Annotated in this window: 22 protein-coding genes and 1 tRNA gene; 5 read left to right on the plus strand and 18 right to left on the minus strand. The window is 68.5% G+C overall.

What is annotated here, in order from left to right:
• Window positions 1-1,844 precede the first annotated feature (1,844 nt).
• Window positions 1,845-2,090: a hypothetical protein gene (locus ACTXG6_RS12555; protein WP_445187956.1), complete on the plus strand. Its 246-nt coding sequence runs from the start codon at window positions 1,845-1,847 to the stop codon at window positions 2,088-2,090.
• 43 nt (window positions 2,091-2,133) lie between these two features.
• Here the strand turns inward: ACTXG6_RS12555 and ACTXG6_RS12560 are convergent, their stop codons facing one another.
• Complete coding sequence (locus ACTXG6_RS12560) at window positions 2,134-2,502, minus strand: hypothetical protein (protein WP_445187957.1); 369 nt, start codon at window positions 2,500-2,502, stop codon at window positions 2,134-2,136.
• Between the two features lie 721 nt (window positions 2,503-3,223).
• Here ACTXG6_RS12560 and ACTXG6_RS12565 point away from each other — a divergent pair.
• Window positions 3,224-3,508 carry a hypothetical protein gene (locus tag ACTXG6_RS12565; RefSeq protein WP_445187958.1) on the plus strand — a complete coding sequence of 95 codons (285 nt, stop codon included), beginning with the start codon at window positions 3,224-3,226 and terminating at the stop codon, window positions 3,506-3,508.
• 72 nt (window positions 3,509-3,580) lie between these two features.
• Here ACTXG6_RS12565 and ACTXG6_RS12570 read toward each other — a convergent pair whose 3' ends face one another.
• From ACTXG6_RS12570 to rpmG, 12 genes are all read right to left on the minus strand, one after another.
• Window positions 3,581-4,231 carry a hypothetical protein gene (locus ACTXG6_RS12570; RefSeq protein WP_445187959.1) on the minus strand — a complete coding sequence of 217 codons (651 nt, stop codon included), beginning with the start codon at window positions 4,229-4,231 and terminating at the stop codon, window positions 3,581-3,583.
• Between the two features lie 1,458 nt (window positions 4,232-5,689).
• Window positions 5,690-6,433 (minus strand): maleate cis-trans isomerase family protein, encoded by a 744-nt coding sequence (locus ACTXG6_RS12575; RefSeq protein ID WP_445189986.1) that lies wholly within the window; start codon window positions 6,431-6,433, stop codon window positions 5,690-5,692.
• A gap of 20 nt (window positions 6,434-6,453) precedes the next feature.
• Complete coding sequence (locus ACTXG6_RS12580) at window positions 6,454-7,485, minus strand: leucyl aminopeptidase (RefSeq protein WP_445187960.1); 1,032 nt, start codon at window positions 7,483-7,485, stop codon at window positions 6,454-6,456.
• 129 nt (window positions 7,486-7,614) lie between these two features.
• A complete protein-coding gene (locus ACTXG6_RS12585; protein ID WP_445187961.1) occupies window positions 7,615-8,916 on the minus strand; it encodes an MFS transporter in 1,302 nt (433 codons plus the stop codon).
• A gap of 694 nt (window positions 8,917-9,610) precedes the next feature.
• Window positions 9,611-10,972, minus strand: coding sequence for an amino acid permease (locus ACTXG6_RS12590; RefSeq protein ID WP_445189987.1), 1,362 nt, complete (start codon window positions 10,970-10,972; stop codon window positions 9,611-9,613).
• Between the two features lie 438 nt (window positions 10,973-11,410).
• Window positions 11,411-11,752 carry a hypothetical protein gene (locus ACTXG6_RS12595; RefSeq protein ID WP_445187962.1) on the minus strand — a complete coding sequence of 114 codons (342 nt, stop codon included), beginning with the start codon at window positions 11,750-11,752 and terminating at the stop codon, window positions 11,411-11,413.
• Window positions 11,753-12,552: 800 nt separating this feature from the next.
• A tRNA-Leu gene (locus ACTXG6_RS12600) sits at window positions 12,553-12,626 on the minus strand.
• A 146-nt stretch (window positions 12,627-12,772) separates the two neighbouring features.
• Window positions 12,773-13,402, minus strand: coding sequence for a response regulator (locus ACTXG6_RS12605; RefSeq protein ID WP_445187963.1), 630 nt, complete (start codon window positions 13,400-13,402; stop codon window positions 12,773-12,775).
• A complete protein-coding gene (locus ACTXG6_RS12610) occupies window positions 13,399-14,091 on the minus strand; it encodes a sensor histidine kinase (protein WP_445187964.1) in 693 nt (230 codons plus the stop codon). Before ACTXG6_RS12610 ends, ACTXG6_RS12605 begins: the two co-directional genes overlap by 4 nt.
• 159 nt (window positions 14,092-14,250) lie before the next feature.
• On the minus strand, window positions 14,251-14,556 hold the full coding sequence (rpsN, locus tag ACTXG6_RS12615; RefSeq protein ID WP_445187965.1) for a 30S ribosomal protein S14: 306 nt from the start codon (window positions 14,554-14,556) through the stop codon (window positions 14,251-14,253).
• A gap of 1 nt (window position 14,557) precedes the next feature.
• Entirely contained in the window at window positions 14,558-14,794 is a 237-nt protein-coding gene (gene rpmB / locus ACTXG6_RS12620) for a 50S ribosomal protein L28 (protein WP_445187966.1), read from the minus strand.
• Between the two features lie 140 nt (window positions 14,795-14,934).
• Window positions 14,935-15,099, minus strand: coding sequence for a 50S ribosomal protein L33 (rpmG, locus tag ACTXG6_RS12625; RefSeq protein WP_445187967.1), 165 nt, complete (start codon window positions 15,097-15,099; stop codon window positions 14,935-14,937).
• Window positions 15,100-15,173: 74 nt separating this feature from the next.
• Here rpmG and mrf point away from each other — a divergent pair, with 74 nt between their 5' ends.
• Window positions 15,174-16,508 carry a ribosome hibernation factor-recruiting GTPase MRF gene (gene mrf / locus ACTXG6_RS12630; RefSeq protein ID WP_445187968.1) on the plus strand — a complete coding sequence of 445 codons (1,335 nt, stop codon included), beginning with the start codon at window positions 15,174-15,176 and terminating at the stop codon, window positions 16,506-16,508.
• Between the two features lie 37 nt (window positions 16,509-16,545).
• Here mrf and ACTXG6_RS12635 read toward each other — a convergent pair whose 3' ends face one another.
• The gene (locus tag ACTXG6_RS12635; protein ID WP_445187969.1) at window positions 16,546-17,421 is read right to left on the minus strand and encodes a LysR substrate-binding domain-containing protein; all 876 of its coding nucleotides are present in this window, start codon (window positions 17,419-17,421) and stop codon (window positions 16,546-16,548) included.
• Between the two features lie 114 nt (window positions 17,422-17,535).
• Here ACTXG6_RS12635 and ACTXG6_RS12640 point away from each other — a divergent pair, with 114 nt between their 5' ends.
• Entirely contained in the window at window positions 17,536-18,501 is a 966-nt protein-coding gene (locus ACTXG6_RS12640; RefSeq protein ID WP_445187970.1) for a threonine ammonia-lyase, read from the plus strand.
• Window positions 18,502-18,620: 119 nt separating this feature from the next.
• Window positions 18,621-19,454 carry a Bax inhibitor-1/YccA family protein gene (locus tag ACTXG6_RS12645; protein ID WP_445187971.1) on the plus strand — a complete coding sequence of 278 codons (834 nt, stop codon included), beginning with the start codon at window positions 18,621-18,623 and terminating at the stop codon, window positions 19,452-19,454.
• A gap of 181 nt (window positions 19,455-19,635) precedes the next feature.
• Here the strand turns inward: ACTXG6_RS12645 and ACTXG6_RS12650 are convergent, their stop codons facing one another.
• The 4 genes from ACTXG6_RS12650 to mca form a co-directional block, all read right to left on the minus strand.
• Entirely contained in the window at window positions 19,636-20,856 is a 1,221-nt protein-coding gene (locus ACTXG6_RS12650; RefSeq protein WP_445187972.1) for an acetyl-CoA C-acetyltransferase, read from the minus strand.
• A gap of 253 nt (window positions 20,857-21,109) precedes the next feature.
• Window positions 21,110-23,161 (minus strand): thioredoxin domain-containing protein, encoded by a 2,052-nt coding sequence (locus tag ACTXG6_RS12655; RefSeq protein ID WP_445187973.1) that lies wholly within the window; start codon window positions 23,159-23,161, stop codon window positions 21,110-21,112.
• A gap of 112 nt (window positions 23,162-23,273) precedes the next feature.
• Complete coding sequence (locus ACTXG6_RS12660; RefSeq protein ID WP_445187974.1) at window positions 23,274-23,624, minus strand: hypothetical protein; 351 nt, start codon at window positions 23,622-23,624, stop codon at window positions 23,274-23,276.
• 28 nt (window positions 23,625-23,652) lie between these two features.
• Window positions 23,653-24,534 (minus strand): mycothiol conjugate amidase Mca, encoded by an 882-nt coding sequence (gene mca, locus ACTXG6_RS12665; protein WP_445187975.1) that lies wholly within the window; start codon window positions 24,532-24,534, stop codon window positions 23,653-23,655.
• Window positions 24,535-24,548: the final 14 nt, after the last annotated feature.

A 24,548-nucleotide genomic window follows, 5' to 3' on the forward strand; every position in this document is an offset into this window, starting at 1 on the left:
GCGTCCGCTGCAGTGGACTCTCAGCGGACCGGCTCCCGGGCCTGGAGGAGGCTCGGGTGGCGGGAGCTCCCCCGCACCCTCCCCGGCACACCACGACTCGTCGAGTTCCTCATCGTCGAGTGGTGGCGGATCGTCCGCCCCTGCGCCCGCCCCCCACAAGGCGCCGAGTTCGTCGGGGTCGGGCAGCGGCAGCTCCGCGGGCTCGTCGAACGGCGGCAGTGGGCCGGCTCCCGCGCCGGCTCCGGCGCACAAGGAGGCGCCCAGTACGGCGAACAGCGGCGCGCAGGGTCCGCCGCCGGGGCCGAAGCCGCCGGCTCAGCCGGGTGCTCAGGGGTCGCAGGCCGCGGAGGGTGTGCAGGGGCCGAAGCCGGGCCCGAAACCGCCCGCTCAGCCGGGCACGCAGGCCACGGAGGGAGTGCAGGGCCCGCCGCCGGGCCCGAAACCCCCAACTCAGCCGGGCGCGCAGGGGCCACAGCCGTCGGGGCCGAAGCCGCCGACTCAGCAAGCGCAGCAGGGTGTGCAGCCGGAGCAGGGGGTAGTGCCGGGGCAGCGGAAGCCGGGTTTTGTCGGGCCGGTGGCTTCTAAGCCTGGTCAGGTGAGGGCCGGCGACCCCAATTTCATTGGGCCGGTGGCTACTGGGCCCGGCCAGGTGAAGGCTGGCGACCCCAATTTCATTGGGCCGGTGGCTTCCAGGCCCGGCCAGCCGAAGGCCGGCGACTCGGCAGCTGCTCAGGTCTGGGACTTTATGAAACCCTCTAAATTGGACGGTGTATTCGGCGCCGTTGGAGCGGCCCAGGGCGCATTGAGTGGAGTGCAGGATCGCGCCTCTCAAAATGAGGGCCAGGCAGGAAGATTTCACGATTTTGGCTCAGATAGGCAGGCCATTGCCAACGATCCGACGAATACTCCCGATGTGCGTCGTAGAGCCGCTCACGACGCGGTGGTGGCCGGGCGACGCGAAGAAAGATACGCGGGAGCCGCCGCAAGGCAGCTGGGGCCCGTCGCCAGTGCCATCCCAGAAAATATTCGGTCGACGGTGACGAGGACTCCTTGGGATACGTTGCAGGATTCAGCGAAAGCCGCAGGTAAAGAACTAGGACCAGTGGCAAAGATCGCTAAGCCCATTGCGGAGGGGACTCCCTACGTGGGTGCGATAGTGACCGGTGTTCAGACCGGGCTCGAAGTCGCGGGCGGCAAGTCGTGGGGCCGATCGCTTGCTGAGGGGGCCGGATCACTCGTTGGAGGCGCCCTTGGTGCCGCAGCTGCCGGAGCCCTCGCAACTCCGGAAAGCGCAGGTCTCGCTACTATTCCCGCAGCGGTCGCGGGTGGCACGGGCGGCTCATACCTCGGAGGAAAGCTGGCCGACTTGGCCACAGACGGGGTAGACAACCTGTTCGGTATAGAGCACTGAGGACTGCGTGGCGATAATGAGGCGGCAGGAGCGAGGGAAGGGGCTCGTTGTGGAGCGCGGTCGTTATCTAGGGGTGGACGAGTTACCGGCTCGGCCGGACCCGTCTACGGGGCTACCGCGGCCTCCCCATGCGCCCGCCTACGTGCGTGGGGCGGACCCGGGGCAGCGAGATCCGGCCGATGCCCCGAGCCCACCGCCCGGCCAGGGACCTGTGCTGGCGTGGTACCAGGCCAACTGCCGCTATCCGCTGACCGTGGCGGCATGGACCTTGGGGTTGTCTGTTGGAATAATCACTTTGGCCAATGGATTCGCGTGGACGAAGTACTGGTGGGCCTGGGGGATCTTTGGTCTAGGCACGTTCGCGAGTTACCGGTCGTCGTGGTCTGGCGCATGCGCGGTGGGCGCCCATTGGTTGGCGCGGGGCAGGAAGTGGGTGAAGATCTACGAACTGGTCGAGGTCACGTACCGCATGCCCATCGGTGGCGCGAGACTGCGCCTGCGAGACAATGACGGTCGCCGGTTGACGGTCAAGGTCAAGGCGCTCCGCAGTGATCGGGTTATCTGGGATTCCCTGTACAACGGGATTCTGCACTCGGTGATCGCCGGCGGCGCGCGCACAAATAGTAAATTGCACCTGGATATGCATGTTCCTCACCCTAGGCCCGACGCGGAAGACTGACTCTGAGCGACCACCGCGTCGATCTGAGCAATAACGCGGTAAGCTAAAAAATCTTCGCTACCGTTCGGATCTGTTCGATCACGTCATCGAGTCTTTGGACCCGGAACCGCTCTACGGCCCCGTCGTTGTACTCGATCCACAGTCGGTCCCTAAGACTTCCGCCGAGAATCTGGCTGAGACCTTTCCTTAGTCGCCCCAAATCGACAATATCAGCGTGGTAGGCGCGCCAGTACGCACCGTCGAGCACGGCGTCTGAGACACGGGGGGTGAATACCAGTCGCTGACTGGTCAGATAGAGATAGCCGCCGACCAGGCGACGCGAACTTTGCGTGCGACCGGCCATCCACCGAGCCAGCACCTGCTCATCCTCGAGTTGCCCGACCTCAGACGGGAGCTGGAGCTCCTGAGTCACGAACCCCCCACATCACACGACCTAGTCAAGCACACTGGAATAAGACTCAATTTGGATGCCGTGAGGCTAGCACGGGTCCTGAACCGACACTGCTATTCGTTGTCAAGATAGCCCACCGGAACATGCACCGACCCACTCGAGATCCTGACCGGAAAACTGATGGAGTGCGGTCAGTAGCGACGCCCCGCATGCCTGAGGCCTCACCATTGGAGCCACGCTTGAACCCGCTTCGCCGTCCGCGCAGATGGGCGTGCCTAGCAGCGACTGCAATAGTCGTCGTCGCTGCCTGGCTGCTGTTCGTCCCGATCTCCGCGGTCTACGTCACGAGCGACATATCGAGTGTCGATCATCTACCGCCGCACGATGTTTCGACCTTGTACACGTGGTGGACCAGCGATGAGAGCCTGGTCTACTCCGACGCCGGCTTGACCGAGACCCACGTAGTGAAAGGTGTCAGGCTCGACTGCGGGAACACTTTCACTGCCGGTTCCCACGAACAACAACAGCAACCGGACGGACCTCTAGTGTGCGCCGGTGTGGGGACGGCACGACGGATCATTGGTCTGTCGTTGATCACGCTCGGTGTGCTTGGCCTGCTGGGAGCGGTGAAGCTACCGATCGAACCCGAGCGGTACAGAAACCAGTACCGACAACCCTATCGTCAGCGCCGCCTACTTAAGCGCGGCAGGTAATGTCCGTACGCCCAGTTCCGGCGGCCGTAGTGGTGGGGCTCGCGCTCCTTGCGCTCGGTGGCTGTGCCAGCCACAGTGGCGGCGCTCCACAGCCCGACAAGTTGAAGGCCTCGATCCAGAGTCTCGGCGGCACCCCCGAAACGATCTATCAAGAGCAAGTTCTCTCCAAGGACCTGACGAGCGGGCACTACACCTCCCAGATGGTTTTTCTGGTCCCGTCGAAGGTCACCAAGGGTTTCGAGATCGTTGACTCCGGAGGCGAGATTTACCGTGACTTCGACGACTTCCTCCGGAACAACAGGTGGCCCGAGTAGCGGGCCTGGTTCAGAGCCCACCGCACCTGCATAGTCACGTGCAGTCAGCCAAGCCCGACTACCGGCCGGTGATCAGCCCAGGGTGAAAGAGGCCAAAGAGGCCTGGATGAGGTCATGGTAGCTGTCGAAACTTGCCGCCGGGCTGGTGAAGGTGATCGTGTACTCCTTGCCGGCGCTCACCAGTATCAGCTGGATGTTCTCTAGCGAACCGGACCGTTCGTCGTCGGAAGTCCCGCCCAGCAGATGCGCTGGCTGGCCGTTGGGCAGGGTGATCGGCTGGTCGGTGACGACCTTGTAGTTTTTGAGGACACTCGGGTATTTCTGCTTGGTCTCAGAGACGAGACTATCCAGATTCTCCGGGGTCGCCGTGATCACCACGTTCAGGTTGTCGACGAATGGTTTTGGGGCCGCCTTGTCCACCGTCGGGGCGCCGAACAACACAGACAGTCCGTCTTGACCGTCGGTCGGGTGAAGAATCCAGTCGGCCGGCGGGCTGATGCTATATCCGTCCGGTGAGTGATAAGCCGCCGCCAAGGGAGTCGAGGGGGCTGCGGCCGGGGGCGCCGCGGATGGGGTCGGTGTGCTCGGCGCGCTGGCGTTTCCCGACGAGCACCCCGCCGCGCCGACCAACCCGACCGCGATCACCACAGCGAACAGGCCTAAACGTGATCCGGTCGCATCGACGGCGCAGCGTGTCTTCATGCACAACATCATCGTGGTCATGCTTCCCCACAACAAGGACCGTGGCAGTTCGCGGGTCCGTGTTTCCGCCATACAGTCATTGGCAGCCCGATTCGGTCACAGTGTTTGTACGGCGTGGTAATCGCCTGCTCTGTGTCGGTCATGGTCACTAGGCTCCCGGGCCGGTCGGTGCCACCGCGGTCCAGGCCACATTGACGAGGGAAAGCAGTGACTAAGACGATGTTGGATGCGCCGGTCGCGCTCGGGGTTGGTTCTTGGGGTTGGCGTGCTGAAGTCGCTGGTCAGACCGGGTGTAAGACTTTTCCGGTCCGGACGGTTGTGCTGGCGGTCGGGGCGAGGTGCGGAGCCGCGCCCGGGGGTGCCGCGGATGAGGTGGGGATGGTCGGGGCGCTTCACGGACCCGCGTTTCACCTAGATGTGTTCAGTTTGGGATCCTGCGTCCGGGTCACTCGGCGAGATGACTCATGCAACGTTGCATCGGTGTTGATTCGGCCGATCATTTGAGAGGACTTGACCAGTTTATCGAGGAAGCGCTCAGTGATAGGCGCTATAGGATCGCCATTTCCCCACAAGGACGTTGCGGGCGGGGCAACGTCGGCTTCTGCCGGTAAGGTTCGTGGATCCGGGGGTGACACTGTGGGGGATGGCGGCGTGACCGGCCAGGCCTTTTACCAGGTCAAACACGGCTGGAACTCGATCACGACGGTCTTCGCGGTCGTGTTCGCGGGTTTCGCCGCGATTTGCTTGATGACGTGGTCCCAGTCACCGCTGGGCGCGGTAATCTTGGCGGGAATCCCCGGGGGGCTTGGGCCTTCTAGCCATGGTCGATGCGCTCCGGGCCAACCTGGCTCTGCGGGTAGACAGCTAAGGCATCACTCTCGGATCCTCACCCGTGCGCAAAGCGATACCCGGCCGGACCGTGCCGTGGTCGGACATCGAAGCTATCGTGCTCTTTGACGTTCCCACCGGACGAAGCAGCGTGGGCTATCTCGGGATCAAGCGTCGGCAGGGCCTCGAACGGTTGCCGGGTAGCCCCGGAGACCGAACGTTGCGCATGTTCCCCGTTATTCCCGGCGTCCCCCTTGCGGCTAACCCCGACATCCAAGCCACGAGTGTGGCGATCGGCAGTTGGTACCTGGACAAAGCTCGCCTGACCCAGGCGATCGCACTGAATGCATCACAGGTGCCATTGTGCGACCACCGGAAGTGACGGGCGCGGACTATGTGTCAGGTCATGTCCGATCGACGGCTAACGCCGCTCGGTCGCCGTGTTGTCAGTCATCCGGATCCGGATGCCCTTACTTGCCATCCATATGTAGAGCAGCCCGTCCTCGCGGTTCAGGAAGCCGCGTCGGCCTACCCGGTCACTCGTTGGGCGCGCTCGCGGATCGGGCTGACGGAAACCCTCGACGCAGTGTGCTGAAAACCCCGACTCGGTGTGCTGAGATCCCCGACTCGCGGGAGGGTTTGGGGTGGGGGTCAGGCGAGGAGGCGGCCGGCGTTGGGCACGGTGGGGGGTAGGCCGAGCTCCTGCAGGATCCGGTACGTCGTCGCGGTGGCCGCCGACAGCACCGGTAGGCCGAGCTCGTCCTGCACCGGCTGGATCGACGGCAGTGACGGCATCTGCACGCAGGCCGAGAGCACCAGCGCGTCGGCGCCCGCCAGCGACAGCTTCTTGTGATGCGTCCGCAGGTCGGCCGGGTCCAGCCGGGCCACCGCGAGGTTGTCCGGCACCTCCAACGACAGTGCGTCGACCACCTCCACGCCGGCGTCCTCGAGATAGTCCACCACCGCCTGGGTCAGCGGTTTCAGGTACGGCGTGATGATCGAGACCTTGCGGGCCCCGAGTGCGGCGATACCGGAGAGCAGCGCGCCGGCGCTGGATACGACCGGCGCGTCGGAACCGCAAGAGCGCAGCGCCGCCGTGATCGAGTCCTCGGCGGTGCAGTGGTAACCGGGGCCCTGCGCCATGATCGCCACCAGGCAGGCGGTGGCGACCACGTCCGGCCGGGCGTCGGCCAGCTCGGTCGCGGCCCGCTCGGCCTGGGCGTTCATCGCGCGCAGCTGTTCCGGCGTGACGTGCTGCATGCGGGCGCGGGCGGAGTGGAACACGAACCGGTTCGCCGGGTCGACCTCCTCTCGGGCCCGCAGCATCCGGGGCAGCTCGGTCTCCATGGTGAGATTCGAACTCGGCACGATCATGCCGATGTGGTGGTCGCGCACGGGTTGCCCTGTCAGCTCCGTCATCGCTTGGCCGCTGGGCGCATCTCGGGCACGGTGAGCTCGCCGGCGTTCACGATCAGCTCGTCGTCCAGGTAGAGCGAGTTCCCGCGCATCGGGATGTCGAAGTGGCACGGGGTGTCGTTCGGGCCGCCGAGCTCGTTGTTCGGGCCGATGGAGAACATCACGTTGCCGTAGAAGCTGCGCAGCTCCATGCCCATGCCGCCGCCGAACTGGGTCAGCCCGTGCCAGTGCGCCCGCTCGTCGAGGCCCCAGCCGACGTGCGACATGCCGTAGCCGCGCGGGTCGTCGAAGCTCTTGATGTACGAGGACAGCAGCTCGGCGTCCAGCCCGCCCCGGATGTCGGTGATGAACCCCTGCTCGATGGTGATCTCGACCGGCGTCTGCACGTAGGTGTTGAACGGCAGCAGCACGTCGCCCGGGGACAGCACGATCTTGCCGTCCACCCCGTCGTCGGCGCCACCGGTGAACACGAACGCGGCCGGCCAGTGGTCCCAGCGGCCGGGCTGGTCGGTGTAGCCGTACTCGCTCATCGTCGGGTAGACGCCGAGGCGGTAGGTCACGTCGGTGCCGTGCGGACTGGTGATCCGCATGGACTGTGACTTGGCGAGCAGCTCGGCACCGATCTCCACCCGTTCCCGCAGCTCGCGGGTGGGCATCAGCCGGGCGAGCAGTGGTGCGGGCTCGACGGCGGTCAGTACCCGGGTACCGGCGGCCTGGATCTCGAACTGCTCCTTGCTGAACAGCAGGAACGTCAGGTCGACGAGCATCTCGGTCTGCTTGAGTGCGTCGACGGCGAGCTGGTTGCCGGCCAGCCCGGACTGCCCGACGGCCCAGGACCCGGAGGCGCTCGCCGGCGACGGCAGCCGCAGGTGGAAGGTCTGCGCCCCGAGCTTCTGGGCGGCCCACATGAAGGCGTCCGCGTAGTCGGCCCGTTCGTCGCCCTGGGTCAGCACCGAGATCGTCTCGCCCTCGTGCACGCCGCTCAGGGTCAGTTGTTGCAGACAGATGTCGTTGAGCAGGTTGTGGTTCACGGCAGCCTCCCGGCGTCCGACAGAAATAGTTCGAACACTGACGATCCCCTGTCGAGGCGCTGAGGTCAAGGCCTGGCGGCCACTCGTGAGTGGCGAGTGGTCCCCTGGGGCCACTCGCCACTCACGGGGTCAGCTGCGTACCGGGCTCGGGTTGCCCTGCTCGGTGCCGAGTCGGCCGCCGAACTCGATGCCCCGGGCCTCCTTGCCGATCAGCGACAGCACGATCACCGCGACGAACACCGGGACGATCGTCGCGGCCAGCGCGAACTGGTAGCTGTGCGAGGCGGCGAGAGACTGCTGAATGGGCAGGTTGAACGCGGCGAGGCAGTTGCCCAGTTGGTAGGTCACCCCGGGGTAGAAGCCGCGGATGGTGTCCGGCGACATCTCGGAGAGGTGGGCCGGGATCACCCCCCAGGCGCCCTGCACCACCACCTGCATCAGGAACGAGCCGAGGCAGAGCAGGCCGACCGTGTGCGAGTAGGCGAACAGCGGCACGATCGGCAGGCCCAGCACCGCGCAGAACACGATGGTGTAGCGCCGGCCGTACTTCGAGGACAGTGCGCCGAAGGTGATGCCGCCGATGGTCGCACCGATTGTGTAGAGGACGGCGATCCAGGACGCGGTCGCGCCGGACACCCCCGCGCCGCCGTGCTCGGTAGCCTTGAGGAAGGTCGGGTAGATGTCCTGGGTGCCGTGGCTCATCCAGTTGAACGCGGTCATCAGCAGGATCAGGTAGCCGAACCGGCGCAGGATGGCCGGGTTGAACGCGATGTCGCGGAACGACGACTGCGTCATCTTCATCCGCTTCTGGGTTTCCTCCCAGACCTCGGACTCCTTGACCCGGCTCCGGATCCACAGGCTGATCAGTGCGGGGAAGATGCTCAACGCGAACAGCCAGCGCCAGGACAGCCCGGCCCAGTTGATCACCACCAGTGAGGCCAGCGAGGCGACCAGGTAGCCCAGCGAGTAACCCTGCTGCAGGATCCCGGAGAACAGCCCGCGCCGCTTCGCCGGGATCTTCTCCATGGCCAGCGCCGCACCGAGGCCCCACTCGCCGCCCATGCCGATGCCGTAGAGCAACCGCAGGATGAGCAGCACCGTGAAGTTCGGCGCGAAGGCGCACAGGAACCCGATGACCGAGTAGAAGCTGACGTCGACCAGCAGTGGGATCCGCCGGCCCTTGCGGTCCGCCCAGAGTCCGAAGATGATCGCGCCGACCGGCCGCATGATCAGGGTGGCGGTGGTCAGGAAGGCCACCTCGGCCAGCGAGATGTGGAAGTCCTTGGCGATGTCGGCATAGACGAACACGACGATGAAGTAGTCGAACGCGTCCATCATCCAGCCGAGCAGCGCGGCGATGAACGAGTTGCGCTGATCCGGGGTGAGGTGCGTTGACACCTCACTGGTCGATCCGGGCTGTCCCGATGTCATCGCACCGCCCCTTGCTACGCGACAGATGATTTCGGCGGACGTTACGCCCGGAATCGGAGATCGCGCGCGCTGTGTGGCGTGTTCGGGGCGGCTCCGCGCTGATCTTTCTCAGCGCGTTCTCAGACGTCCGCCTACGGACGCCGACGAACGGGGCCGTCGCTGGCTGGCGGGCGGCGGTACTCCTGGGAGGGTTGCCGGGGCGACCCTGAAGACACTCACTCTCGGGAGATAGGAGAGGCCAGTTCCACCATTTCACACACAAGCGCAAATCAAGTGTGTGACGATCAATGTGCACAGGGGCTGGGAAGGGGAAACCGGCACCTGACACGGCTGACGCGAGTCTAGATGCCTGGAGCGAACGAGCTTAGCTGCCTTCTCTCAGTTCGTCGCGAACGAATCACGCAGGAGTCCGTGTCATGTTCACAAAACTACTCGGTGTGTCCGCTGCGTTCGCCGTCGGTGGCTTCATAGTTCCGTTGGTGCAAACCACGTTGGCGCGGTTGATGTTATAGCGGGCCACCCGCTTATGTCGGCCACCGGACCGTAGGCCGTAGACATCCGCCTTGTTGACCAGGGTGCAGGAGTCCGCCGCGCGGTGAGTCAGACCAGAGGAGATGAACGCCCACGTGGAAGATGCCCGCCGCCGGCCGGTGCGGTCGATAGGCGGGCCTCGTCCATGGCTAGAGAGCAAGCGCTATTCCGTGTCCGCGTGCTGGTGGCTGTGGGCGGAGCCCTGTTGGCGGATCCGGGCGACACCCTTGCGGCAGGCGAACCAGCCGGCGACCAGGAACGCGAGGATGAACGGGATGCCAATGATCACGATCCGGCCAGTTTCGCCGTTGAACCAAGTCATTGCCAGCACGAAGATCAGGAACGCCACCGTGATGTAGTTCGTGTATGGCGCACCGGGTAGTCGGAACTCGGGGCGCGGCAGTAGTCCGGCCTGGGTCGCCTTGTAGAAGGCGAGGTGCGCAATCATGATCATTGACCACATGCCGATGATTCCCACGGCGGAGAACTCGGTGGTGATCTCGAAGGCCGACTTCGGTAGTTTCAGGTTGAGGAACACGCCGATCAGGTAGATCCCGCCGGTCAGCAGCACACCTGCGTAGGGCACTCCGTGCCGGCTCATCTTGCCCAACACCATAGGTGCCGACCCGTTGAACGCGAGCGAACGCAGCACTCGGCCGGTGGTGTAGAGCCCGGAGTTGACGCTAGACAGTGCAGCGGTGATCAGCACGATGTTCATGATGCCGGCGGCAGCCGGAATGCCGAGCTTGGACAGCACAGTCACGAACGGACTGCCCGCAGACGAGTACATCGACGTCGGCAGCAGCATGACCAGCAGCAGCACCGAACCGACGTAGAAGATGGCGATCCGCCAGCCGACCGAGTTGACCGCCTTCGGGATGACCTTGCGGGGGTTCTCGGTCTCGCCGGCCGCGACGCCGACCATCTCCACGCCAGCGTAGGCGAACACCACGCCTTGCAGGATCATCAGCACCGCGAACAATCCGGCCGGGAAGAATCCGCCGTGCTCGAAGATCAGCTGAGGCCCGGTGGCGATGCCGGGCGCCACCTCAGTGCGTTTGATCAGCGTCACGATGGCGATGACCATGAACGCGATGAGGGTTAGCACCTTGATGGCGGCGAACCAGAACTCGAGCTCGCCGAATATCTTCACCGACACCAGGTTGACCGCGAGTACGACGGCAAGGGCGATGAGCGCGGGGATCCACTGCTGGACGTTCGGGTAGAAGAACTTGACGTACACCGCCGCAGCGGTGACGTCGCCCATTCCACTGCAAGCCCAGTTGAGGAAGTACATCCAGCCGGCGAAGAAGGCGGCCTTCTCACCGATGAACTCGCGGGAGTAGGAGACGAATGAACCCGAGGTCGGGCGGTGCATCACCATCTCGCCCATAGCCCGCACGACCAGGAACGCGAACACGCCGGCGACCGCGTAGACCAGCATCAACGCCGGGCCAGCCGAGTGCAGCCGGCCGCCGGCGCCGAGGAACAGGCCACTGCCGATGGCGCCGCCGATAGCGATCATCTGGACTTGGCGATTGCCCAGCGCCTTCTGATAGCCTTGGTCCTCGAAGACGGTGATATCTGTGCGAGATTCGTACTTGCTCGCGTCTTCTTCCTCAACCCCGTGTGTCACGCTGGCTCCCCCTGCGAGTGGCGCCGGTTGCCCGACTTGTCGAATCGCGTCCAGGTGTACGAGCGGTGCTCAAGAGCGGGCACCGCCGAGATGATCAGTTGGCCTGAAAGTTTAAGTAGGCTTAGACGAATCGTCCAGAGACCTTGATGCAGACTTGAGGAAGTAACCCGCCGGTCACCATCCTGAGGCGATCCGATCGCTCGGAAGTTCGCCGGGTAACTGGTCAGGGAGCAGGACCCTGCAGGTCAGGCGGGGGTCAGGAGCGCCGGCGCGGCCAGCGGGTGCCCGGAGCGGGGAGTTGACCCGGGCTTCGGTGCTGAGAATTACTCAGTCGTTGTTGTCGTCCCAGAGCAGTGACTGGAAAGTGGGAACCCGGTTCTGCGTCGAATTATCGTCGATCGTTGTAATGCGATTCGCGTCGGTGCAGTCGGGCGTCTTGTAGAGGGTGACGCTGGCGTCGGTGTTATTCTTGACCGGCCCGCTTCCGACTACCTTGAGACAATCGCCGGACGGCGGATTCGCGCTCGTCTTCACCTTGCCGTCGCCGCCGGTGTAGGTGAATGTCCCGTCTGCGGCGAATGCCATCGGGACGTGCAGCGGAAGTAGGACGACGGCGCCGGCCGCGGCCACGGCGGCTGCCAGGGACCCGACCCTCATGCCACGCAGCACGTCATTTCCTCCTCATTGCCGGAAGGCGGCTCGGCGGCGCCGGTCGGCCAGCTGTACCGCGTGGACTATACCGACGTCCGGATCTGTCCGAACCGCTGCGGTCCGGTTAGCTGAGAAATGTCGCGGTGAACGTGTGTATTCGCTGGAGCCGTCCGGCCCGGGAATGCCGTCGCGACATTGCTGGAGCTGCCACCCCGGTACCGGCCACCCCGGTACCGGCCACCCCGGTACCGGCCACGGCACCGGACCGCCGGGGCGCGACCCACCCGGGCGGGCGGTGGGGTCGTCGATCGACGCCGGGGTTGGTCCCGCTGCCCGGCGCCCGGCCGGCAAACGGACGCATGCGGGTGCCGGCGATTGGCTGTGATTGACCGATATGAATGGCCGGTCGATCCACTTCGATTCGCACCGGAGTGGGTGCCGGAATTGTATCCACTGATATCCCAGGTGCTGGGGTGACCGGCGTGACGTGACGAAGTAGTTGCTTCGGCAATTTCTTCGCTGTGCCTCGACGGTCGTCGGGAATTCGGTCGGTGTGTACTCCGGTGGGCGCCGGGCGGGCACCGATGGACACGGCACGTGAGCGCTCTCCGGGCAACCGCGACGATCACCCGCCGTGATCACCCGGTTACCCCGATTGTCGGGTCCGCTCGGTGCGTACCGCCTGCGCAGGGGCACGGGCGCCCGGTACGGGCGGGCTTGCCGGGCGGCCAGCCGAGCGGCCGGGGCGGTCGTCTCGGAAGATCGTTTTCTCGAAGTATAGGCGCAGGTAAAGGCCTCTTTACTCAGCAAAAAATCAGTGCCCCCGGTGGGAGTCGAACCCACACTGAGGCCCTTTTAAGGGGCTTGCCTCTGCCGATTGGGCTACGGGGGCGCGCGGATAGCGTACGTGCTGAGCCGAACCGATGGGAAAAATGCGCAATAAGAGTGGCGGCTATCGCATACCGTGTACTGACGGCTGTGAACCGTCACAGTTCCCAATCAACGGGCCGACGGATCCTGGCGGAATTGGCCGCTGCGTCAGATGAGCTGGGCCCGCCGGGCGACGGCCAGCGCCTCGATCCGGCTGCGGACGCCGAGCTTCGTGAGTAACGCCTTCGTGTAGCTGCGCACGGTGCTCTCCGCGAGGTACAGCTCCTGCGAGATCTCCCGGGTCGACTGGCCCAGCGCGAGCGCGCACAGCACGTCGTACTCCCGGGGAGACAGCGGATCGACGACCTGGCGGTCGGCGTCGCCCCGGCGGGCCGCGCCACGCTCGCTGCGCAACCGGGGATCCAGGTAGACCTCGCCGGAGGTCAGCACAGCGCGCAGGGCCAACACCAGGTCCCGACCGTCCTTGAACACCGCGCCGTCCGCGCCGGCCCGCAGCGCCGCGTGCACCGGCTCGTGCTCCTCCGACGCGGTGTGGATCAGCACCTTCGTGCCCGGTGCGGCGGCCTTGATAGAGGTGGACGTCTCCGGGGCGAACCGGCCGCCCATGCGCAGGTCCAGGATGACCGCGTCCGGCTTCAGCGCGGCGGACATCCGCACGGCGCCGGCCGGTTCGTCGGCCTCGCCCACCACCCGCAGGTCGGGGTGCGCGGCCAGCGCGTTGCGGACGCCGTCGACCACCACCGGGTGGTCGTCCACCACCAGGATCCGTGCGGTCATCGGGCCCCGGCCGGTCGAGGTAGTTGCACGCGCAGCTGGGTGCCGCCCTCTTCGACGCGGCGCAGCTCCACCGAGCCACCGAGCCGCTCGACCTGTTCAGCCATCGAGGTGAACCCCCAGTGGTGTCCGTCGGCCGGTACCGCGCGCGGCTCGAACCCGGCCGGCAGGCCACACCCGTCGTCCTGCACCACCAGGCGCAGCCGGTCCGGCCGGTAGTCCAGCGTCACGATCACCAGGCTGGCCTCGGCGTGCCGCTCGATGTTGAACAGCGCCTGCCGCAGGCAGTTCAGGGCCACCCGTTCGACCGAGGGCGGCAGGTGCTCCGGGCGGCCGTGCAGCAACAGGTGGGCGGTGACGCCGGTGCGGTCGGTGAAGTCGTCGAGATTACGCTGAGTAGTCGCCGGGATGCCGTCCTCGGCCGCCGCCGGACCGCAGTCGCGGATCACGCCGCGTAGCCGGTCCTGGGCTTCCTGGAGCTGCTCGTTGAGTGTCGCCACGGTTCTGCGTAGCTCGGCGAGGTCGTCGGAGTGCAGCTCGTGTGCCCGCCGCGCGCGGCCTGCCATGGCGAACAGCAGCTGGCTGACCTCGTCGTGGAGTGCGCTGGCGATCCGCTGGCGCTCCGCGCTGACCCGGAGGGCTGTGTGATCGACGGTCCGCGCGGTCGCGGTGCGATCACTCAGCGCGGTCATACCTGGATAACGAGCAGCGCGTCAGTGTGGTCAGTCGAATCACTCAAAGGTAGGAAATCGAGGCTCACGCGCCCGCGCGGTTGCAGTGAGTAGTCACTCGCGGCACCGCGCGGGCCCTGTCGTCACGCCCTGCCGTCGTGTTAGCGCCGGGCCCATCGGCTACCAGCTGGACTTGCGCAGCCCCGGTAGATAGCCCTCGTGGGCCAGCCCACGCAGTCGCACCCGGGAGACGCCGAAGGCGCGCAGGTAGCCGCGCGGCCGGCCGTCGACGGCGTCCCGGTTGCGCAGCCGGGTGGCGCTGGCGTCCCGGGGTTGGCGGCTCAGCTCGCGCCGGGCGTCGTCGCGCTCGGCGTCCGTGCGGTGCGGGCTGGCGATGATCGCGGTGAGCTCGGCACGGCGGTCGGCGTAGCGGGCCACGATCCGCCTCCGGTGCTCGTTGCGTGCGATCTTGCTCTGCTTGGCCATCTCAGATCCGCTCCCCGCGCGCCCGCAGCCGGGCCACCACGGCCTCGATTCCGTCCCGGTCCACCACCTTGATCGCTCTCGTGCTGAGCTTCAGGCGCAGGTAGCGGCCCTCGGTCGGCAGCCAGTAGCGGCGGGTCTGCACGTTGGGGTCCCAACGGCGGTTGGTGCGGACGTGCGAGTGCGAGACGGACTTGCCGAAACCGGGCTGGCGGCCGGTCAGTTGGCAGCGGCGGGACATGGGCGGCTCCTCGGTCGGGGTTCGCGATGACGGGTCGGTCGGGCGGCTGGGTCAGCCCCGGGAGCCCGACGGGTAGGGCAGCAGGGCGTGCAGGGGGTTCGTCTTGCGCCGCTTGGGGCGGTCGGCCTCGGCCCGGCGCATCAGCGCTCCTCGCGGAAGTCGACGTGCTGGCGCAGCACCGGGTCGTACTTGCGCAGCACCATCCGGTCCGGGTCGTTCCGGCGGTTCTTGCGGGTCACGTAGGTGTATCCGGTGCCACCGGTCGAACGCAGCTTGACCAGGGGCCGTACTTCGGATCGTGCCATCGAGCTACCCTCCTGATAACGAAAGTCGTTTTCATCTATGCTCCACGATAGCAAGTCTGGGACGGAGGGGATCCGTGGACACCGAGCTGGTGCTGGTGGGCGGAGTGGCCGGGGACGGCGTGACCGAGGCGGTGGGTCGGCTGTTGCTCGAGCCGGGCACCGCAGTGCTGCATCACGACCTGACCGAGGTGGCCTCCGGCGTGGTCCGGCGGCGGCTGCGGGTGTCCGGGCGGGGGCCGCGTGGCGTCGGGACCGTCACGACCGACCACGCCGAGGTGCTGGAGCTGGCCCACGGCTGCGTCTCCTGCACGCTGCGCGAGGACGTGCTGCCGCTGATCCGGGCGCTGGCGCGGCGGCCGGGGGTGGCTCGCATCGTGCTGCACCTGGACCCGGTGATGGAGCCCGAGCAGGTGTGCTGGGCGGTGCTGCACGTACTGGTGGACGGCGCGACCGTGGCCGGGGAGGTGAGCATGGGCGGCGTCATCACGGTGATCGAGGCGGCGACCTGGCTGGCCGACGCGACCAGTGAGTGCGACGTCGCCGACCGTGGGCTGGCACTGCTGCCGGACGACGAGCGCACCGTCGCGCTGCTGGCGGTGGCGCAGGCCGAGTTCGCCGACCTGCTCGTGTACGCCGGCGACCCGGCGAACCCGGCCGAGGCCTGGCTGGCGGCGCGCACCGACGCCGTGCTGGCCCGGCTCACCCCGCTGGCGCCGCGGCGCGAGGTCGCCGCGCTGAACCCGGCGGACCCGCTGGCCGGGCTGCCGGCTACCGCGCGGCGGGGGGTGCCGGACGGTCCGCACGCCATCCTGCTGCGCGGGCAACCGTCGTTGCGCGAGGACTGCGGCGTCCAGCTCACCATGTTCACCGCGCGCCGGCCGTTCCACCCGGAGCGGCTGCACCGGGCGATGGACCTGCTGCTGGACGGCGTGGTGCGCACCAAGGGGCGGGTCTGGCTGGCCACCCGTCCGGAGGCGGTGCTGTGGCTGGAGTCGGCCGGCGGCGGACTCCAGGTCGGCTACGTCGACGAATGGCTGGCCGCACAGAACGACGACGCCTGGGCGGCCGCCGACCCGGAGCGGCGGGCCGCGGCGGCGCTGCGCTGGCACCCGCGCTACGGCGACCGGGTGCAGGAGCTGGCCGTGCTCAGCTGCGGCGCCGACCCGGAGGAGATCGAGCAGGGACTGCGCGGCGCGCTGCTCACCGACGCCGAGGTGATCGCCGGGGAGGCTGCCTGGCGGTACTACCCGGACCCGTTCGGCTGGCACCACACCGACCCCTGCGGTGACCCGATCGCCGTGCTGCCGCCGCTGGCCGGTGGTCCCGCGCCGGAGCGGCGCCGCGGCCAGGACGACGACCCGCGCCGGACCGGAGAGCCCGAGCCGCGCCGCACCCGAGAGGACGACTGATGAAACCCGGCATCCACCCCGACTACCACCCGGTGGTCTACCGCGACAGCTCCAGTGCCTCGACCAGCGCGAGCACGCCGGGCGGGTCGGGCGGCAGGCCGTAGCGGGCCAGCAGCACCCGGCGCGAGGTGTCGGGCAGCTGGCGGGTGCGCACTCCCGGGCGGCGATAGGCGCGCAGTGCCAGGTCGGGCAGCACGGTCATGCCGAGGCCGGCGGCGACCAGTGCCTGTGCGGCCACGTAGTCGTCGGTGGTGAACTGGATCCTCGGGGTGAAGCCGACGCGCTCGCACATCCGGAGCAGGTGGTTGCGGCAGCGCTCGCAGCCGGCGATCCAGTCCGCGCCGGCGTGGTCGGCGAGCTCGCCCGACCAGTCCGCGTCGAGCGGGCCGACCAGGTGCAGCGCCTCCTCGTCGAGCTGGTCCAGGCGCAGGTCGTCGTCGGTGTGGGCCGGGTCGTCGTCCCAGTAGCGGAATACCACCGCGGCGTCGACCTCGCCGGCGCGCAGCAGCTGCAGCGCCTCCGGCGGTTCCACCTCGGTCAGCTCGAGGGCGAGGTCGGGGTGCGTGGCGCGCAGCCGGGCGGCGGCCACCGGGACGATGGTGCCCAGTGCGGAGGGGAACGCGGCCAGCCGTACCCGGCCGGCGCGCAGCCCGGTGTGCTCGTCCAGCTCGGCCTGGGCGGCCTCCACCCGGCCCAGGATCTCGGTGGCCCGCGTCGCGAGCAGTCGGCCAGCCTCGGTCAGGCGGACGCCCCGGCCGACCCGGCGGATCAGCACCGCGCCGGTCTCCGCCTCCAACCTGGCCAGGTGGTGGCTCACCGACGGCTGGGCGTAGTGCAGGGCGGCGGCCGCTGCGGTGACGGAGCCGTGCTCGGCGACGGCGGCCAGCACCCGCAACCGGGTCAAGCTGAGCACAGGCGTCCTCCCGTTCCCGCGGGTGACAGGTCAGGTGATAGATAGGTGCGGTCTATGTGTTTCAGTGAATACTGGCACTGGATTGATGAGAGGTCAGCGTCCACCCTGGGATCCGTGAACATCGACGCTGTCCGAGCAGCACAGGAGACCCTCGCCGGCCATCTCGACCCCACGCCGGCCTGGGGAGCGCCCGCGCTGGACGGGGTCACCGGTTGCCAGGTGGTGCTCAAGCACGAGGAGGTGCAGCCCACCGGCGCGTTCAAGGTCCGGGGCGGGCTGAACCTGCTGGCCGGGATGTCACCGGTGGAGCGGGCGGCCGGGGTGGTCTCCGCGTCCACCGGCAACCACGGGCAGTCGCTGGCGTTCGCGGCCCGCCGGTTCGGGGCGCGCTGCCGCATCGTGCTGCCCGAGCCGGCGAACCCCACCAAGGTGCGCGCACTGCGGGGTTGGGGTGCCGAGCTGGTGCTGCACGGTACGACGATGGAGGCCGCCGCCGGGCACGCCCGGGAGCTGGCCGAGCGGGACGGCGCCCGGTTCGTGCACCCGGCCAACGAGCCCGCTCTGGTCGCCGGCGTCGGCACCCTCTACCTGGAGCTGCTGACCAGCCACCCGGACCTGGAGTACCTGATCGTCCCGGTCGGCGGTGGCAGCGGGGCGGCGGCCGCCTGTCTGGTGGCCGACGCGGTCGCGCCGGGCTGCCGGGTGATCGCGGTGCAGGCCAGGGCCTCACGGGCCGCGCACGACTCATGGCGCGCCGGCGAGCCGCTGTCCCGGCCCAACCGCACGGCGGTGGAGGGGTTGGCCATCGGTACCGGCTACCCGGCCACCCAGGCCGTGCTGCGCAAGCACCTTGCCGACTTCGTGCTGGTGGACGACGAGCAGGTGCGGGCCGCACAGCTGCTGCTGCTCACCCACGCGCACACCATGGCCGAGGGTGCCGGCGCCGCCTCGCTGGCCGGGTTGCTGCGCTGCCGGGCGGAACTGGCGGGCGCGCGGGTCGGCGTCGTGGTCACCGGTGGCAACGCATCGCCCGCCGAGCTGACCGCCGTCCTGAGTGCTTCTCAGGTCACAGCGGCCTGACCAGCGGGTTCTTTCGATCTTCCCGTTATACCGCTGGCCAGGGAACCCAATGGCTGCTATGTGCGTTGGCACAGGTGAGACCGATAGCGGTCTGAACTTGGGTGTCTGAGGAGGGCACGGTGCGCACCAGTAGCAACCCGGCGTTCCGCAACCTGCCTACTGGGCGGGGCGGCTACGCGGGATTTGACGATCGAATCGGCGGGGCCGCCGGTGGCGCGGCCGCGTATCGACAGACGTCCCAACCGACCGGCTACGACCGGGCCACCAACGATCGCCCGCTGACCGTCGACGACGTGGTCACCAAGACCGCGATCACCGCCGGCCTCGCGTTGGTCGCCGGCGTACTCACGGTGCTCAGCGGCCAGTTGTGGCTGGCCCTGCCGGCGTTCATCGTCGGCCTGGTCATCTCGCTGATCGTCATCTTCAAGCAGAGCAGCAACCCGGCGCTCATCATCACCTACTCGATCGCCGAGGGCATTGCGCTCGGTGGCATCACCGGTGCGCTCGAGTCCTACGGCAGCACGGGGAGCGGCCAGCTCGGCGGGCTCGCCGGCATCGGCTTCCAGGCGGTGGTCGGTACCTTCGGCGTGTTCATCGGGATGCTGGTCGTCTACAAGACCGGTGCGGTCAAGGTCACTCCCCGCCTGACCAAGATGATCATCGGCGCGATGTTCGGTGTGATCGGCCTGATGCTGATCAACTTCGTGGTGAGCTTCTTCACCACCGGTGGCATCGGCATCCGCTCCGGCGGCCCGCTGGCCATCATCTTCAGCATCGTCGTGATCGGCATCGCGGCGTTCACCCTGCTGCTGGACTTCGACATGGCCGACAAGGCGATCAGGGCCGGTGCGCCGGCGCGGATGTCCTGGTACATCGCGTTCGGCATGATGACCACGCTGGTCTGGCTCTACCTGGAGATCCTGCGGCTGCTCAGCTACATGCGGCAGAACTAGCCAGCTCTCTATAGTCCACCGACAAACCCCGCGCGGCTCAGGCTCGAGCCTGAGCCGCGCGGGGTTCAGACCACCGGGTCCCCCCTCCCCGGTTGGCAACGCGGCGGGCACCTTCTTCGGAAGGTGCCCGCCGCGTTCGTTTCCGGTGCCGTTTCCGTGCTGCCGGCCGGTGGGTCGCGGACTAGCTGAGGCGCTCCAGCACCATGGCCATGCCCTGGCCGCCGCCGACGCACATCGTCTCCAGCCCGATGCTCTTGTCGTGCGTGCGCAGCCCGTTGAGCAGCGTGGTGGTGATCCGGGCGCCGGTCATGCCGAACGGGTGGCCCAGCGCGATCGCGCCGCCGTTGACGTTCAGCTTGTCCTCGTCGATGCCCAGGTCACGCGCGGAGGGCAGCACCTGCGCGGCGAACGCCTCGTTGATCTCGACCAGATCGATGTCGTCGATGGTCATGCCGGCGCGGGCCAGCGCCTGCTTCGACGCCTCGACCGGGCCGAGTCCCATGATCTCCGGTGAGAGCCCCGAGACGCCGGTGGAGATGACCCGGGCCAGCGGCGTGATGCCGAGCTCCCGGGCCTTGGTGTCGGACATGATCACGAGTGCGGCGGCACCGTCGTTGAGCGGGCAGCAGTTGCCGGCGGTGACAAAGCCGTCCGGGCGGAACACCGGCTTGAGCCCGCTGACCGCCTCATAGGTGACGCCGGCGCGCGGGCCGTCGTCCTTCTCCACCACCGTGCCGTCCGGCAGGGTGACCGGGGTGATCTCGCGGGCGAAGAAGCCGTTCGCGATGGCCTTCTCCGCCAGGTTCTGCGAGCGGACGCCGAAGTGGTCCATGTCCTCGCGGCTGACGCCCTTGGCGCGTGCGAGGTTCTCGGCGGTCTGGCCCATCGCGATGTAGACGTCGGGGGTGTCGCCACCCGTACGCGGGTCGGTCCAGGAGTCGAGGCCGCCCTCGGCCAGCTTCGTGGAACGGGCCTCCGCGTCGGCGAACAGCGGGTTGTGGGTGTCGGGCAGCGAGTCGGAGTTGCCCTTCACGAACCGGGACACCGTCTCGACGCCGGCGGAGATGAACGCGTCGCCCTCGCCCGCCTTGATCGCATGCAGGGCCATCCGGGTGGTCTGCAACGAGGACGAACAGTAGCGGGTGATCGTGGTGCCGGGCAGCGTGTCGTAGCCGAGCAGCACCGCGACGACGCGGGCCAGGTTGAAGCCCTGCTCGCCGCCGGGCAGCCCGCAGCCGAGCATCAGGTCGTCGATGGTGGCCGGGTCGAGTTCGGGTACCTGGGCCAGGGCGGCCTTGACCAGCTGCACGGTCAGGTCGTCGGGGCGGATGCTGGCCAGCGAACCCTTGAACGCTCGTCCGATCGGGGACCGGGCGGCGGCGACGATCACTGCCTCGGGCATGGCGGGGCCTCCTTGTGTTCCGCCGCTCGGTGTGTGCGGCGTGCGCTACCGCCGACCCTACTGCGGGGTAGCTCCGGGCGCTGTCGGCTCACTCGGCGGGGGGCCGGGAGCGGTCCGGCTGGTCGCGGGCGGGGCGGTGGGCGGCGGCGCTTTGCTCTGCGTAGGGATACGCAACGGCTGCGCGTGGGGCGGTGGGCGGCGCTTTGCTCTGCGTAGGGATACGCAACAGCGCAGCAGCTCAGCTCAGCGCGGCTCAGCGCAGGGCGGCCGCCAGCTCACCCTCCGTGGTCACCGGGCGGTCGCACACGTAGCCGCGGCATACGTAGGCGGCCGCCGACCCGTCGACCAGCGGCCGGCCGGCCAGCAGCGGGACCCCGGGCGCGTCCGGCTCGCCGGCCACCACGACGGTGCCGCCAGGGGCCACCCGTTGCGTATAGCTACGCAGAGCAAAGCGCCGCTCGTCGTCCGCGCAGCCGACCACCGCGACCTGCAGCGGGCCGCGTGCGGCCGCCTCCGCGACGGTCAGCCAGTGCCCGGCGAAGCGCGGGTGCCGCCCGGCCAGGGCACCGACCGCCGAGACCGCGGCCGCGCTCGCCTCGCCGTAGCGGGAGGCCCGCGCCGGGTCGCCCAGCACCGACGCGGTGAGCAGGGCCCCGGCCAGGGCTGCCGCGCCGGACGGGGTGGCGCCGTCGGTGAGGTCCCGGGGCCGGTGCAGCAGCGCCTCGGCGTCGTCGGCCGTGTCCAGGTAGCCGCCCGGCTGCTCCGGATCGGCGAAGTGCTCCAGCGCGGTGTCCAGCAGTTCGAGCGCCGCGTCCAGCCACTGGGCCGCCCCGGTGGCCTGGTGCAGCGCCAGCAGGCCGTCGGCCAGACAGCCGTAGTCCTCCAGCACCCCGGCCGCCGCGCCGACCACACCGCCTCGGGAGGACCGGCGCAGCCGACCGTCCACCAGGTGCAACCCGAGCAGCAGGGTCGCGGCGCCGGCGGCGGCGTCCACCCAGTCCGATCGACTCAGCGCGGCGCCCGCCTCGGCCAGCGCGCCGATGGCCATCCCGTTCCAGGCGGTGACCACCTTGTCGTCGCGGGCCGGCTGCGGCCGCTGCGCACGGACGGCGAGCAGCTCGGCGCGCATCCGTTGCCAGCGCGGCTCGTCGACGGGTTCGGGGTCGGTCAGCAGCTGCAGCGTGGAGCTGCCGTGCTCGAAGGTGCCGGCCGGCGTCACCGTGAGCAGCTCGGCCACCCAGCTGCCGTCCTCCGCGCCCAGCACCTCGCGCAGCTGCTCCGGGGTCCAGGCGTAGGTCAGTCCCTCCACGCCGTCGGTGTCCGCGTCCAGGGCGGCCGCGAAGCCCCCTTCGGCGGTACGCAGGTCGCTGAGCAGGAACGCGGCGGTCTCCTCGGCCACCCGCTGGGCGAGCGCACCGCTGGGCAGCGCGCCGCCGCTTGGCCCGTTGCCGGTGCGCCGGGCCAGGTGGGCGTAGACGCGCAGCAGCAGGGCGTTGTCGTAGAGCATCTTCTCGAAGTGCGGCACCACCCAGGCGGCGTCCACGCTGTAGCGGGCGAAGCCGCCGGCGAGCTGGTCGTACATGCCGCCCCTGGCCATCCGCTCGCAGGTCAGCTCGACCATCTCCAGCGTGCGGGCCGAGACGGTGCGTTCGTGGTGGCGCAGCAGGAACTCCAGCACCATGGACGGCGGGAACTTGGGGGCACCGCCGAAGCCGCCGGCGTTGAGGTCGAAATCGCCGACCAGGGTGGCCACCGCCGCGTCGAGTGCCGCCGCGTCCAGGTTCGCCGGGGGCAGGCTCGCCGATGCCGACTCGGCCAGCCGGGTGGCGATCTGCCCGGCGGCGTCGCGCACCCGAACACCGTCCTCGTGCCACGCCCTGGTGACCGCGGTGAGCAGCTGGCGGAAGGCGGGCATGCCCTGGCGCGCCGTCGGCGGGTAGTAGGTGCCGCACTGGAACGGCTCGCCGGCCGGGGTCAGGAAGCAGGTCATCGGCCAGCCGCCGGCGCCGGTCATCGCCTGGGTGGCGGCCATGTAGACGGCGTCGATGTCCGGCCGCTCCTCCCGGTCCACCTTGATCGCCACGAACTCGGCGTTCACCTGATCGGCGGTCTCGGTGTCCTCGAAGGACTCATGCGCCATCACGTGACACCAGTGGCACGCGGCGTAGCCGACGGACAGCAGCACCGGCACGTCACGCTCGCGTGCCTCGGCGAACGCCTCCGGGCACCACGGCCACCAGTTGATCGGATTGGCGGCATGCTGCAGCAGATACGGACTGGTCGAGTTCCCGAGCCTGTTCGGCATGCCGCCAAGAGTGTCACCCCTACGCGCCGAACGCCGCTCGTAGGCGTAGCACACGCCGTATCGGAGTACATACAGCGGGTGACGACCCGGGTGGGCAGCCGCCTCCGCCCGGTTACCTCGGTGGTGCGCCGTTCGTCGTGGACCCCGTCGTTGAGCCGGACGGGGGACCCGAGGACGGCTTCTCGCCGGCGTCGCCGGCCGGAGTGGACACCGCGCCCGACCCGGCGGCCGATGCCGGTCCGGCCTCCGCGCGCCCGTCCGGCCCGTCCTGCTCGACCGGGTCGAACGACGGCGGCACCTTGCGCAGGTGCTTGTTCATCGAACGGATCAGGAAGATCAGCGCGACCACCATCAGCAGGGTCACGACCAGGCCGACCGGCGAGGAGCCGCCGAACTCCGGGCCCTGTGCGGGCGGCGCCTGGTCCTGCCCGAGCAGTGGCTGTACCGCCAGTACGGTGATCATGGTCGCGCGGTGCCCCGATCCGGTGTGCTCACGCCGAGACCCGTTCCCGGAGCCCGGCGAACAGGTCGTCCTCTGGAGTGGTGCTGTCTACCAGCGACCGCACCAGTTCGTAGTCCTCGGTCGGCCAGATCTGCCGTTGCATATCCAGCGGGATGGCGAACCAGCGACTCGTCGGGTCGATCTGGGTGGCGTGCGCCAGGAGCGCCTTGTCGCGCACCGCGAAGTAGTCCGCGCACTCCACCCGGGTGGTCACCCTGGAGCCCGGGTCCGGCCGGTCCTCGGACCAGTTCTTGATCCAGTCAGTGTACGGCGACTCCATGCCGGCGGCCAGTAAGGCCTCGTGGAACGCCGTCACCCGGGCCCGCGAGAACCCGTGCGAGTAGTACAGCTTGAGCGGCTGCCACGGAGCGCCCGCCTCCGGGAACCGGTCCGGGTCGCCGGCGGCGTCGAATGCGGCCACCGAGACCTCGTGACATCGGATGTGGTCCGGGTGCGGGTAGCCGCCGTTCTCGTCGTAGGTGACCAGCACGTGTGGCCGGAACTCCCGGATCAGCGCGACCAGGGCGGCGGTCTGCTCCGGCAGGTCACCGACCGCGAAGCAGCCGTCCGGCAGCGGGGGCTTCGGGTCGCCCTCGGGCAGGCCGGAGTCGACGTAGCCGAGCCAGCGGTGCTCGGCGCCGAGGATCTCCGCCGCGCGGGCCATCTCCTCGCGGCGGATCTCGGTCATGTTGGCGACCACATCGGGACGGTCCATGGCCGGGTTCAGCACGCTGCCCCGTTCGCCCCCGGTGCACGTGACGATCATGACCTCGTGACCGTCAGCAACGTAGCGGGCACAGGTCGCCGCGCCCTTGCTCGACTCGTCGTCGGGGTGGGCGTGCACAGTCATCAGGCGTAGGGGTCCGACCATGTCCTCTTCCTCGT

The sequence above is a fragment of the Pseudonocardia sp. Cha107L01 genome (assembly GCF_052566575.1).

Coding starts and splice junctions, on each gene's coding strand:
- ACTXG6_RS12570 (WP_445187959.1), bottom strand. CDS start 4,231: ATGACCACGATGATGTTGTGCATGAAGACACGCTGCGCCGTCGATGCG.
- ACTXG6_RS12585 (WP_445187961.1), bottom strand. CDS start 8,916: ATGACATCGGGACAGCCCGGATCGACCAGTGAGGTGTCAACGCACCTC.
- ACTXG6_RS12590 (WP_445189987.1), bottom strand. CDS start 10,972: ATGATCGCTATCGGCGGCGCCATCGGCAGTGGCCTGTTCCTCGGCGCC.
- ACTXG6_RS12605 (WP_445187963.1), bottom strand. CDS start 13,402: ATGACCGCACGGATCCTGGTGGTGGACGACCACCCGGTGGTGGTCGAC.
- ACTXG6_RS12610 (WP_445187964.1), bottom strand. CDS start 14,091: ATGACCGCGCTGAGTGATCGCACCGCGACCGCGCGGACCGTCGATCAC.
- rpsN (WP_445187965.1), bottom strand. CDS start 14,556: ATGGCCAAGCAGAGCAAGATCGCACGCAACGAGCACCGGAGGCGGATC.
- rpmB (WP_445187966.1), bottom strand. CDS start 14,794: ATGTCCCGCCGCTGCCAACTGACCGGCCGCCAGCCCGGTTTCGGCAAG.
- rpmG (WP_445187967.1), bottom strand. CDS start 15,099: ATGGCACGATCCGAAGTACGGCCCCTGGTCAAGCTGCGTTCGACCGGT.
- ACTXG6_RS12650 (WP_445187972.1), bottom strand. CDS start 20,856: ATGCCCGAGGCAGTGATCGTCGCCGCCGCCCGGTCCCCGATCGGACGA.
- ACTXG6_RS12655 (WP_445187973.1), bottom strand. CDS start 23,161: ATGCCGAACAGGCTCGGGAACTCGACCAGTCCGTATCTGCTGCAGCAT.
- ACTXG6_RS12660 (WP_445187974.1), bottom strand. CDS start 23,624: ATGATCACCGTACTGGCGGTACAGCCACTGCTCGGGCAGGACCAGGCG.
- mca (WP_445187975.1), bottom strand. CDS start 24,534: ATGGTCGGACCCCTACGCCTGATGACTGTGCACGCCCACCCCGACGAC.